Here is a 13,191-nt window from a genome sequence, read left to right on the forward strand (position 1 = left end):
AATATTTTAGAGCTTCATCAATATATTAAAAATATTATTGATTTAAAACATTTTATATCAAAACCAAACATTGATTCATAGTTAAATGCTCAATTGTTAATATAATCACATATTAAAGAGAAAAATGATGAGTAATCTCAAAATATTAATAACCAAGCTTTCTAAAATAACCAAAAATGCATTAGAAAGTTCTGCAAATTTCTGTATTTCTCAACAAAATTATGAGATAGAAATAGAGCATTTTCTTTATGAATTAATAAAATCTAACAATAATAATGATATTAAAATATTATCAAATAAATATAAAATTTCACTTCCATTACTGGTTGAAGATTTAAATAAAACAATCTCAGAATTGCCCAAAGGAAATAGCCGTACACCTATTTTTGCAAAATCAATCGTTAAACTCCTAGAACAAGCATGGTTATTAGCCTCAGCAGAACATATTCCAAGTATTAGAAGTAGTCATTTATTGATTGCTTTACTGACAGCACCTGATCTTTATCAACATGCTATTCGTGCTTCAAAAGTCTTTGATTTATATCCAATAGATACAATCAAGCATAAGTATTTAGAACTTTGTAAAGCAAGTGAAGAACATGAATCTGAAACTAATTTAAAAGATGAAATATCGATTGATTCGGCACTTAATTCCAATACCTCTGAACTGCAAACACCTGCATTAAATCAATACACCATCAATCTCACTGAAAAAGCCCAAAATGGTGGTATTGATCCTGTGATCGGACGTGAATTTGAAATTCGTTTAATGATTGATATTTTAATGCGCCGCAGACAAAACAATCCAATTTTGACAGGAGAGCCAGGTGTAGGAAAAACAGCTGTTGTTGAAGGTTTAGCACTTAAAATCGCGGCTGAACAAGTCCCTGAATCACTTAAAAATGTTCAACTCCATGTACTTGATATGGGACTTTTACAAGCAGGTGCGAGTGTTAAAGGTGAGTTTGAAAATCGGCTGAAGCAAGTCATTAAAGAGGTTCAAAGCTCATTACAACCTATTATTATCTTTATAGATGAAGCTCATACCTTGATTGGTGCAGGTGGTCAAGCTGGACAAAATGATGCAGCCAACCTACTTAAACCCGCTTTGGCTCGGGGTGAACTGAGAACCATTGCAGCCACCACTTGGGCTGAATATAAGCAATATTTTGAAAAAGATGCAGCATTGAGTCGCCGATTTCAGGTTGTCAAAGTAGAAGAACCTACTGAAGAAGTTGCTATTGATATGCTACGTGCCATGCATCCCATCATGCAAAAGCATTTCAATTTACTCATTGATGATGAAGCAATCGTAACCGCAGTACAGTCTTCTCATCGCTATATCAGTGGGCGTCAACTGCCAGACAAAGCCATTAGTGTCCTTGATACTGCCTCAGCTCGAGTTGCTTTAACGCAAAATGCCCAACCAGTGAAACTCGATCAACTGCAAGCACAACGACACAATCTGAATTTGGAAATTCAAATCTTACGTAATGAACATCTCAACCAAACGCTACACCAAAGCCGTTTAAAAGATTTAGCTGAAAAACTTGATGAATTAAATACAGAAATTTTAGCCACTGAACAGCAATGGCAAAAAGAGCTCGAAATCATTCATCAAATCAAAGCACTTGAACAGCAAGATTTCGCTGAAAATACTGAAAATTCGACGCAAGTTTTAACATTACTCGATCAATTAAAACAATTGCAAGGTTCAATTCCGCTTGTCTTTGAGCGTGTTTCAGCCCAAATGATCAATGAAATTATTTCTGATTGGACAGGTATTCCTGTTGGGAAAATGCAAAATGATCAAATCAAACAAATCCTCAATCTAAAAAATAAATTAGCTGAACGGATCATGGGGCAAGACACTGCACTTGAGCATATCGTTCAAGGTATTAAAACCTCGCGTGCAAAATTGGAAGACCCAAATAAACCGCAAGGTGTATTTTTTCTCGTTGGACCAAGTGGTGTAGGTAAAACTGAAACAGCTCTTGCGCTCTCACAGGAGCTTTATGGTGGCGAATCGCATTTAATTACAGTCAATATGTCTGAATACCAAGAAGCCCATACCGTGTCCTCTCTCAAGGGTGCACCGCCGGGTTATGTAGGATATGGTCAAGGTGGTGTACTGACAGAAGCTGTGAGACGCAATCCCTATAGCGTGGTTTTACTCGATGAAATTGAAAAAGCGCATAGCGATGTACAGGAACTTTTTTATCAAGTTTTCGATAAAGGGATGCTTGAAGATGGTGAAGGACGAGTCATAGATTTTAAAAACACCATTATTCTTCTCACATCCAATGCTGGCTCAAGTTCCATTATGCAGGCATGTCTGAATCAGCCTTTAGAAGAATGGCCAGACCACAATGCGATACTCGATGTCATTAAGCCACATTTATATAAACAGTTTAAACCTGCATTTTTAGGTCGTATGCAAGTTGTGCCTTATTTTCCATTGCATGATGATTTACTAGCGCAAATTATTGAATATAAATTGGCGAAAATAATACAACGGATCAAAACTCAATATGCTATAGATATTCATTATCAATCTGATTTAATTGAATTAATCTTAAGCCGTTGCACAGAAGTTGATAGTGGCGCTCGTAATATTGATCATATTTTAAATTCTTCAGTACTCCCCGCTTTGGCTACAAAAATATTAGTGGCTTTAAGCGAACAACAACTCCCAAAAATCATTCAAATTGACATCCAAGATGATGAAATGATTTTTGTTCTTGATCCATCAGAACAAAAAGTTAAAAAGACTGAAAATAATAAAACAACTAAAAAAACCAAGGACAATGCAAAAAATCCAGCAGAATTGGAGACTGAACGATGAATGTCGATATTGAAGCCCTACTTCAGCCCATTTCTACAGAAACCATGTGTGGCGAAGACTTATCATTTTCCAATGAATTTCATGAAATAAAAAAAGCACGAACCCAAGATGATCCTCTTTTAGATCAAGGTGATTGGGTTTCTGAACCGAAACAAGCTGATTGGGGATTTGTCTCAAATAAAATCATTGATTTAATGAGCCATCGTAGTAAGGACATCCGCCTACTGACTTGGTTAACTGAGGCTTGGTCACATCTCTATGGCTTCGAAGGTTTAGCTAAAGCAATTGAGCTCTCTTATCGTTTGCTTGAACAATATTGGCTTAAGATTCATCCTGAATTGGAAGATGATGATCTAGATCAACGTTTAGGACTATTACAGGGATTGTTAAACCAATTACCTACTTTGGTTCGTTCCGTTCCTTTGATTGATCGGCAACCTTTTTATACTTTACTGGATTATGAAAATTTTCTATATCAACAAAATAATCGCCGAAAAAATGCGGAAGATTCAAATGAAATAGAACATAGCAATGCTCTGGATGATTTTGAACAATTACTTGCATCTACAGCAAAAAGTTTTCAAAAACAGCAATATCAAAACTTTCAATTATTTTTAGAACAATGGGAAATAATCAAACAAGTTTTAGATCAATTAATGGAATTAGAAGCACCTAGTTTTGCACAAATTGACTCACAATTTGAAAGTATACAACTCTATTTAAAGAAAATTTATAAAGTTGATACACAAAATTCTTCACTCTCAAATATGCCTATTCAGCCTGAAATCTCAGAAAATACAGCATGTGACACTAATGCCATAAAAATACAAGCCTCAGTTCAAGCTGTTGAGTCAACGCTTCCTACTTTTCAAGCCAACACACAAAACCATATTCAAAATCGACAACAAGCAATGCAAATTTTAAGTGAAATTTCTCATTATTTTCAAATAAATGAGCCTTATAGCCCTGTCAGCTATATGTTGAAAAAAACCATCAAGTGGAGCCAAATTCCTCTACATGAATGGCTTAGCCAAGTCATCAAGCATGATAACCCACTAGAAAATATTCAAGAATTGTTGGGTGTTTCAGAAAATAATGAAGATTAAATTATTGGTAAAATTTTATGTTTAAAGCTGAAAAAATTTTATGGGGTGAAGGTTTATTTTTAAGACCCCAACATTTTCAAATTCAAGATACCTATCATGAACAACATTTAAATCAGCTCATCCGCTCGACCATCGCTTTTTCGTATGGCGTGCAAAATATTCGCTTCGATGCAACTCAGCTCAATATCCATATTTTAGCTTTAGAAAATATCGAAATGATTTGGCAGGATTCTGAAATTTACCATGCACCTGCTCGTGATCTACTCCCTGAACCGCTACAGTTAGATGAGCTTAATCTACAAAATGAAATGCATATTTATCTTGCATTACCCATTTTACAAGCAAATAAGCAAAATGTTTCCCACGAGGCATCAACTGAACCCAGTCGCTATCATTCTCATTTAACTCAAGTCCATGATTTATTTACTGATGCAGCGACCGCTGATATTACGTTATTAAGAAAAAGAGCTGAATTTAAGTTATTGGCGCATCATGCAAGTCCAGATACAGATTTGGATGGCTTTTTATACCTTCCTATAGGCAAACTTAAACGGCATAGTACTGGAAATTTTGAACTTGATAATCGATTTATTCCGCCTATTTTGCACATTGGCGCAAATGAAACTTTGCTCAATCATTTAAAAAGATTGCTCAATGTTATCAAAGCAAAAATCAAAACAATTCAGACAAATAATAGAGAAAATGAGCAAAAACTTATCGAATTTCGATCAGGCGATATTGTGTCATTTTGGTTGGTCAATGCGCTAAATACTGCACATGCAACTTTAAATCATTTATATCATCATCCTTTTATTCACCCTGAACGATTTTATTTTGAATTATTACATTTGACGGGTTCTTTACTAACTTTCTCTACGGCTTATGATGTAGATTTTTTACCGCAATATCAACACCATAATCTACAAGAAAGTTTTGAACAGCTTGATCTTATCTTGAGAGATTTACTCGATACCATTATTTCTAATCGATATATTAGTATTAATTTAAAAGAAATTCGTCCTTCGTATTGGGTTGGAAGTATCGAATCAGACAAAATCAATCGAGACTCACGTCTATATTTATCTGTATCAAGTAGCATGATGCAAACGCATGAACTTGTACAAATCGTACCACTGCGTTTTAAAGTCGGTAATACGATCGATGTCGAGCAGCGCGTAGTATCAGCCCTCCCAGCCATTCCACTACACCATTTAGTTCAAGTCCCAACAGCTATCCCTGTGCGTTCAGGGGTGAACTATTTTGAATTAGAACCGCATCACGAACTCTATCAACGAATGCTTGATTCTGAGTCTATATGTATTTATGTCCCTTCAGGCTTCCAAGATATCAGTATCGAATTGATTGCTGTGATGAATAATTAAAGGCTAAAAATATGAATCCTTCAAATGGCGCGCCTTCACTTTTTGACGATGGGCAAATTGGTTTAGGAACAACACCAGCAAACATATTTAAAAATGTTCAAATCAGTAATTTAGTTGACTTATTACATGATAGTTTCTACATCGTATTCTTATTACGCAATCAATATGTACCCGAAAATTGTGATCAATTTAGATCCAAGATATTAGATTATTTAAATAAATTTGAACAACAAGCCAAGAAATTGCAATTTAATGCAGAAGATATTCATGATGCAAAATATGCGTATTGTGCCTTACTTGATGAAACGATCGTTACGCAACAAGATCCCAGTTTTTTTAACTTACAAAATGCGTGGATGATCGCACCTCTCCAATTAAGCCTGTTTGGTTCACAACTTGCGGGTTATCGCTTTTTTGAATTTTTAGAACAATTAAGAGCGAAAGGAAAAGATCGTTTAGCAGCCTTAGAAGTTTTTCATTATTGTTTGCTCTTAGGTTTTCAAGGCAAGTATCGTATTGAATCTATTGAAAGTTTAAACCATCTCGTAGCACGTGTCGGTGATGAAATTGATTTTTTAAAGGGTAAAAAAACATCTTTTTCGCCCTTTGCAATGCTTCCTGATCAAATCAAAAATATGATTCATCGAGAATTGCCCTTTTTATGGATTCTCATTTTTTTATGTCTTTTTAGTGTCGTGGTCTATATCGGACTATTTTACATGCTAAATCAACAAAACTTAGCAGCTTTTGCTCCCTACAAAAATGTGATCAATGCACCATTAGAACAAGCTTCAATTACTATTTATTTGCCATAAAGAAGAACGATGATGAATCAGGATAATAAAAGTTCTGTACGCATCCTACAGAACAGCCAACCAAGCAAAAAAACCAAAAATAGATTTTTCATTTGGATTTACTTGGTTTTGGCTATATTCATAATTATGACCTTCACATTTGTTCTTTTTTATATAAATAATACACAAAATGCTGCTTTAGATACCTCTCTTGAAGATAAAACTAAAAATATGCCTGAACTCAATCAAGATAATTTAAATAAAACCACACAGCATTTTAATAATATTGAACAAAATCAAAATACTATTAAAATAAAAGATAATGATTTTAATCATATTTTTAAGCATCATCAGCAAAAAAATACATCAGAACGTGATACACCATTTGAGCAAATCATAAAGCTATCAATTCATAAAAATCCCAAGGCTTCGGAAATTATTAAAAATAATGTGCCTAAAAATCAGCAAATGACCAATAAACAGAATGCCATTAAACAAACTTCTGTAATTGGAAAAGATAAACCAACTAAAGATAGTGCTTTAGACGAATCTCCAGAAGGCTCAGTACAAATTTCTATTATTCGTAAAAACAAAGAAGAATAATGTGATTTTTATAATTATTTTTAGTTTTCTATGCCTGATTTTAGTGTTGTGTCTGGTAATGTCTTTTGAGTTAAGACAAAAATTACAGCAAAATAGTAAAATAATCATGCCTATGATCAAAGAAAAACTAAAAAATAGTTTTTTATTTATACAAAAAGTGAATCATGCTGCTGAAGAAAATCAAACTCAATCGTTTTGGTACATACAGCAATGGTGGATTTTGATATCAAGCCTGCTACTATTTGGAAGTATTATCGTTTTTGCAGTAACACGTCCTATTAACCCTATTAAAATTGAGGCTGATTATCTAAAAGAAGTAGATCCACAAATTTATACGCTCTTAAATGGGGAAATGTTGACACCGCCACCAGAAGTAGAAGAAAGCTTAGTCAATGAAGCGATTATCTCAGCAATGCAACTCGAACAACAAAATCAAAATTCAGGCCATTCAAATCCGATCAGCACGATATTTTCTGAAAACCTTCAAGACAATATCGATGAAAATCAAAGTTGGCGGTTTAACACTAATTTAGTCGATCGAAAATGGGATCGTCTCAATCCACGTTATAAGCAGCGTTTGCTGATGGTTTTTAAAATTATGAAAGAGCGCTATAACTATGAAATGGTGCTACTAGAAGGATATCGTAGTCCAGCGCGCCAAAATATGCTTTCCTCTAACATCAATACGACACGTGCTAAAGCTTTTCAAAGTTATCATCAGTTTGGTTTAGCCTCAGATATTGCCTTTAAACGAGAAGGTAAAGTGGTGATTTCTGAAAGAGATCCGTGGGCATGGCGAGGCTATCAACTTTATGGAGAAGTCGCAGAATCAGTTGGACTTACTTGGGGTGGGCGCTGGAAATCTATTCAAGATTATGGACATACAGAATATCGTATGCCTGGTTTAAAGAAAACGGCTGAAATGGCAGAGAAACTATCTACTGAAGGCCAATTTTCAGCACAAAACTAGTCCTTTATTTAAGTAATATCCTTATCATAAGGACCAGTTAATAATTTTCCGGCAAAAAAAATCCCTCATCTATTTAGATGAGGGATTTTAGAATAATGAGCTGGCGATGACTTACTCTCACATGGGTAACCCCACACTACCATCAGCGCGAAGAGGTTTCACTTCTGAGTTCGGGAAGGGATCAGGTGGTTCACTCTTGCTATTGTCGCCAGCACAACTGTTATGGTTACTCGCTTAGGTCTTACTGTTTGCCTACGCTTTTGCCAAATGAGTTTAACAGAAGGCTGTTTAAGTCTGAATTTTAAGTTTTAGCATTAACTAAATCAAGCATTTTGCATTGAATTTATTGAAAGATACAACTGTTTGGGTGTTGTATAGTCAAGCCTCACGATCAATTAGTATTGGTCAGCTTCACATGTCACCGTGCTTCCACATCCAACCTATCAACGTCCTAGTCTCGAACGGATCTTTAGAGGACATAAAGTCCTAGGGAAATCTTATCTTGAGGTAGGCTTCCCGCTTAGATGCTTTCAGCGGTTATCCCTTCCGAACATAGCTACCCGGCGATGCGACTGGCGTCACAACCGGTACACCAGAGGTTCGTCCACTCTGGTCCTCTCGTACTAGGAGCAGATCCTCTCAAATTTCCAGCGCCCACGGTAGATAGGGACCGAACTGTCTCACGACGTTCTAAACCCAGCTCGCGTACCTCTTTAAATGGCGAACAGCCATACCCTTGGGACCTGCTTCAGCCCCAGGATGAGATGAGCCGACATCGAGGTGCCAAACACCGCCGTCGATATGAACTCTTGGGCGGTATCAGCCTGTTATCCCCAGAGTACCTTTTATCCGTTGAGCGATGGCCCTTCCATACAGAACCACCGGATCACTAAGACCTACTTTCGTACCTGCTCGACTTGTGGGTCTCGCAGTTAAGCGCGCTTTTGCCTTTATACTCTACGCGTGATTTCCGACCACGCTGAGCGCACCTTCGTACTCCTCCGTTACTCTTTAGGAGGAGACCGCCCCAGTCAAACTACCCACCAGACATGGTCCTCGCTCCCGATTAGGGAGCAGAGTTAGAACCTCAACATTACCAGGGTGGTATTTCAAGGATGGCTCCATGGCAACTGGCGTCACCACTTCAAAGCCTCCCACCTATCCTACACAAGTAAGGTCAAAGTTCAATGTCAAGCTGCAGTAAAGGTTCACGGGGTCTTTCCGTCTAGCCGCGGGTACACTGCATCTTCACAGCGATTTCGATTTCACTGAGCCTCTGCTGGAGACAGCGCCGCCATCATTATGCCATTCGTGCAGGTCGGAACTTACCCGACAAGGAATTTCGCTACCTTAGGACCGTTATAGTTACGGCCGCCGTTTACTGGGGCTTCGATCAATAGCTTCGCTTGCGCTAACCACATCAATTAACCTTCCAGCACCGGGCAGGCATCACACCCTATACGTCCACTTTCGTGTTTGCAGAGTGCTATGTTTTTAATAAACAGTTGCAGCGGCCTGGTTTCTGTGGCTGTCATCAGCTCAAGGAGCAAGTCCTATCACCAACAACAGCGTACCTTCTCCCGAAGTTACGGTACCATTTTGCCTAGTTCCTTCAGCAGAGTTCTCTCAAGCGCTTTGGTCTACTCGACCTGACCACCTGTGTCGGTTTAGGGTACGATTCCTGTTTAACTGAAGCTTAGAGACTTTTCCTGGAAGCTTGGTATCAGCCACTTCGCTAGTAAACTAGCTTGCTATCAGATCTCAGCATAGAGCACCCCGGATTTGCCTAAGATGCATGCCTACTTCCTTCCACCTGGACAACCAACGCCAGGCTGACTTAACCTTCTCCGTCCTCTCATCGCATTAAACAGAAGTATTGGAATATTAACCAATTTCCCATCGACTACGCCTTTCGGCCTCGCCTTAGGGGTCGACTCACCCAGCCCCGATTAACGTTGGACTGGAACCCTTGGTCTTTCAGCGAACGGGTTTTTCACCCGTTTTGTCGTTACTCACGTCAGCATTCGCACTTCTGATACCTCCAGCATACTTCTCAATACACCTTCATCGGCTTACAGAACGCTCCCCTACCACTTGACTTAAAGTCAAATCCGCAGCTTCGGCACATAGTTTTAGCCCCGTTACATCTTCCGCGCAGGCCGACTCGACTAGTGAGCTATTACGCTTTCTTTAAAGGGTGGCTGCTTCTAAGCCAACCTCCTAGCTGTCTATGCCTTCCCACATCGTTTCCCACTTAACTATGATTTTGGGGCCTTAGCTGGCGGTCTGGATTGTTTTCCTCTTGACTACGGACGTTAGCACCCGCAGTCTGTCTCCCGGATAGTACTCATAGGTATTCGGAGTTTGCATCGGTTTGGTAAGTCGGGATGACCCCCTAGCCGAAACAGTGCTCTACCCCCTATGGTATTCGTCCGAGGCGCTACCTAAATAGCTTTCGGGGAGAACCAGCTATCACCGAGTTTGATTAGCCTTTCACCCCTATCCACAAGTCATCCCCTGGCTTTTCAACGACAGTGGGTTCGGTCCTCCAGTTAGTGTTACCCAACCTTCAACCTGCTCATGGATAGATCACCCGGTTTCGGGTCTATACCCAGCAACTATACGCCCTATTAAGACTCGATTTCTCTACGGCTCCCCTATGCGGTTAACCTTGCTACTGAATATAAGTCGCTGACCCATTATACAAAAGGTACGCAGTCACCGAACAAGTCGGCTCCCACTGCTTGTATGCATGCGGTTTCAGGATCTATTTCACTCCCCTCACAGGGGTTCTTTTCGCCTTTCCCTCACGGTACTGGTTCACTATCGGTCAGTCAGGAGTATTTAGCCTTGGAGGATGGTCCCCCCATATTCAGACAAGGTTTCACGTGCCTCGCCCTACTCGTCATCATAATGTGTGCCCTTTCGTGTACGGGACTATCACCCTCTACGGTCGCACTTCCCAGAGCATTCCGCTAAAACACACATTACTTAATGGGCTCTTCCCCGTTCGCTCGCCGCTACTGAGGGAATCTCAATTGATTTCTTTTCCTAAGGGTACTGAGATGTTTCACTTCCCCTCGTTCGCCTCATAAACCTATGTATTCAGTTTATGATACCTACCTTATAGTAGGTGGGTTTCCCCATTCAGAAATCTCCGGATCATAGGATATTTGCCGCCTCCCCGAAGCTTATCGCAGGCTATTACGTCTTTCATCGCCTCTGACTGCCAAGGCATCCACCACATGCACTTAATTACTTGACTATACAACCCCAAACAGTCGTTTACATTCTACAAGTGAATGTCAACGTGCAAACTTAATTGCTACAGCTTGTTGTCCTGTGAACTTAATCACCGTACAGCTTCAATTTAATTCATATACCAAAACGCTTGATTCAGTTAATTTGCTAGTTCTCAATTTCACCAAACAGTAACAATTGCTTGCTACCTTCTAGTAAAATCAAGTTTGAACAATTTATTTCAGACTCAAATTTGCCAATCTGTTAATGATTTCTCTTGCCTTCGTCAGGTCAAGAAACTGTGATAAATCACAGAAGTTAACAAGATGCGTATAATACGCCAATCTCTCATTAATTTCTATAATCTATATACTTAATCGCTTGTTTTTTAACATATTCGTCAATGTTGCAAATATGTGGTGGAGACTAGGAGAGTCGAACTCCTGACCTCCTGCGTGCAAAGCAGGCGCTCTACCAACTAAGCTAAGTCCCCAGCTTAAGATCTCGATATATCTTCTTCTCTGTCGCTTTTTCCAGCTTCGTAGACTTGGTGGGTCTGACAAGACTTGAACTTGTGACCCCACGCTTATCAAGCGTGTGCTCTAACCAACTGAGCTACAGACCCTCAGATACATCAATGAAGAACAACTTGTTGTGGATTCTTGCCAGCCAATCATCTTTTCGTTAAGGAGGTGATCCAGCCGCAGGTTCCCCTACGGCTACCTTGTTACGACTTCACCCCAGTCATCGGCCACACCGTGGTAACCGCCTTCTTTGCAGTTAGGCTAGCTACTTCTGGTGCAACAAACTCCCATGGTGTGACGGGCGGTGTGTACAAGGCCCGGGAACGTATTCACCGCGGCATTCTGATCCGCGATTACTAGCGATTCCGACTTCATGGAGTCGAGTTGCAGACTCCAATCCGGACTACGATCGGCTTTTTGAGATTAGCATCACATCGCTGTGTAGCAACCCTTTGTACCGACCATTGTAGCACGTGTGTAGCCCTGGCCGTAAGGGCCATGATGACTTGACGTCGTCCCCGCCTTCCTCCAGTTTGTCACTGGCAGTATCCTTAAAGTTCCCATCCGAAATGCTGGCAAGTAAGGAAAAGGGTTGCGCTCGTTGCGGGACTTAACCCAACATCTCACGACACGAGCTGACGACAGCCATGCAGCACCTGTATCTAAGTTCCCGAAGGCACCAATCTATCTCTAGAAAGTTCTTAGTATGTCAAGGCCAGGTAAGGTTCTTCGCGTTGCATCGAATTAAACCACATGCTCCACCGCTTGTGCGGGCCCCCGTCAATTCATTTGAGTTTTAGTCTTGCGACCGTACTCCCCAGGCGGTCTACTTATCGCGTTAGCTGCGCCACTAAAGCCTCAAAGGCCCCAACGGCTAGTAGACATCGTTTACAGCATGGACTACCAGGGTATCTAATCCTGTTTGCTCCCCATGCTTTCGTACCTCAGCGTCAGTATTAGGCCAGATGGCTGCCTTCGCCATCGGTATTCCTCCAGATCTCTACGCATTTCACCGCTACACCTGGAATTCTACCATCCTCTCCCATACTCTAGCTTCCCAGTATCGAATGCAATTCCCAAGTTAAGCTCGGGGATTTCACATCCGACTTAAAAAGCCGCCTACGCACGCTTTACGCCCAGTAAATCCGATTAACGCTCGCACCCTCTGTATTACCGCGGCTGCTGGCACAGAGTTAGCCGGTGCTTATTCTGCGAGTAACGTCCACTCTCCGTAGATATTAGCTACGGGAGCCTCCTCCTCGCTTAAAGTGCTTTACAACCATAAGGCCTTCTTCACACACGCGGCATGGCTGGATCAGGGTTCCCCCCATTGTCCAATATTCCCCACTGCTGCCTCCCGTAGGAGTCTGGGCCGTGTCTCAGTCCCAGTGTGGCGGATCATCCTCTCAGACCCGCTACAGATCGTCGCCTTGGTAGGCCTTTACCCCACCAACTAGCTAATCCGACTTAGGCTCATCTATTAGCGCAAGGTCACAAGTGATCCCCTGCTTTCTCCCGTAGGACGTATGCGGTATTAGCGACCCTTTCGAGCCGTTATCCCCCACTAATAGGCAGATTCCTAAGTATTACTCACCCGTCCGCCGCTAGGAATCAGGTGCAAGCACCCTATCCCCGCTCGACTTGCATGTGTTAAGCCTGCCGCCAGCGTTCAATCTGAGCCATGATCAAACTCTTCAGTTAAAATCATTCGAACTTTATAAGTAAAG

General features: G+C 40.5%; 6 protein-coding genes, 2 tRNA genes and 3 rRNA genes. 6 read left to right on the plus strand and 5 right to left on the minus strand.

Going from position 1 to position 13,191, the window contains the following annotated elements; genetic code table 11:
* The first annotated feature begins 124 nt into the window (after positions 1 to 124).
* From tssH to F960_RS20155, 6 genes are read left to right on the plus strand one after another with little or no spacing between them, the layout of a single operon-like run.
* Positions 125 to 2,845: a type VI secretion system ATPase TssH gene (tssH, locus tag F960_RS20130; RefSeq protein ID WP_020846488.1), complete on the plus strand. Its 2,721-nt coding sequence runs from the start codon at positions 125 to 127 to the stop codon at positions 2,843 to 2,845.
* The gene (tssA, locus tag F960_RS20135) at positions 2,842 to 3,951 is read left to right on the plus strand and encodes a type VI secretion system protein TssA (protein ID WP_004870334.1); all 1,110 of its coding nucleotides are present in this window, start codon (positions 2,842 to 2,844) and stop codon (positions 3,949 to 3,951) included. The genes tssH and tssA overlap by 4 nt, the downstream gene beginning before the upstream one ends.
* 17 nt (positions 3,952 to 3,968) lie before the next feature.
* The gene (gene tssK / locus F960_RS20140) at positions 3,969 to 5,333 is read left to right on the plus strand and encodes a type VI secretion system baseplate subunit TssK (RefSeq protein WP_004870336.1); all 1,365 of its coding nucleotides are present in this window, start codon (positions 3,969 to 3,971) and stop codon (positions 5,331 to 5,333) included.
* 11 nt (positions 5,334 to 5,344) lie between these two features.
* Positions 5,345 to 6,148 (plus strand): type IVB secretion system protein IcmH/DotU, encoded by an 804-nt coding sequence (gene icmH / locus F960_RS20145; RefSeq protein WP_004870337.1) that lies wholly within the window; start codon positions 5,345 to 5,347, stop codon positions 6,146 to 6,148.
* Positions 6,149 to 6,157: 9 nt separating this feature from the next.
* The gene (locus F960_RS20150; protein ID WP_155768241.1) at positions 6,158 to 6,730 is read left to right on the plus strand and encodes a hypothetical protein; all 573 of its coding nucleotides are present in this window, start codon (positions 6,158 to 6,160) and stop codon (positions 6,728 to 6,730) included.
* A gap of 1 nt (position 6,731) precedes the next feature.
* Positions 6,732 to 7,700 (plus strand): M15 family metallopeptidase, encoded by a 969-nt coding sequence (locus tag F960_RS20155; RefSeq protein WP_035374424.1) that lies wholly within the window; start codon positions 6,732 to 6,734, stop codon positions 7,698 to 7,700.
* Positions 7,701 to 7,798: 98 nt separating this feature from the next.
* Here the strand turns inward: F960_RS20155 and rrf are convergent.
* The 5 genes from rrf to F960_RS20180 all read right to left on the minus strand — a co-directional run bounded on the left by rrf (position 7,799) and on the right by F960_RS20180 (position 13,165).
* Positions 7,799 to 7,913 (minus strand): 5S ribosomal RNA (rrf, locus tag F960_RS20160).
* Between the two features lie 161 nt (positions 7,914 to 8,074).
* Positions 8,075 to 10,965 (minus strand): 23S ribosomal RNA (locus tag F960_RS20165).
* Positions 10,966 to 11,357: 392 nt separating this feature from the next.
* Positions 11,358 to 11,433 (minus strand) — tRNA-Ala (locus tag F960_RS20170).
* Positions 11,434 to 11,488: 55 nt separating this feature from the next.
* Positions 11,489 to 11,565, minus strand: a tRNA-Ile gene (locus F960_RS20175).
* Between the two features lie 60 nt (positions 11,566 to 11,625).
* Positions 11,626 to 13,165, minus strand: a 16S ribosomal RNA gene (locus F960_RS20180).
* The 16S, 23S and 5S rRNA genes sit together here with 2 tRNA genes alongside, the layout of an rRNA operon.
* Between the last annotated feature and the right edge of the window lie 26 nt (positions 13,166 to 13,191).

The organism is Acinetobacter gerneri DSM 14967 = CIP 107464 = MTCC 9824, assembly GCF_000368565.1.
In the GTDB taxonomy this organism is placed as follows: Bacteria; Pseudomonadota; Gammaproteobacteria; order Pseudomonadales; family Moraxellaceae; genus Acinetobacter; species Acinetobacter gerneri.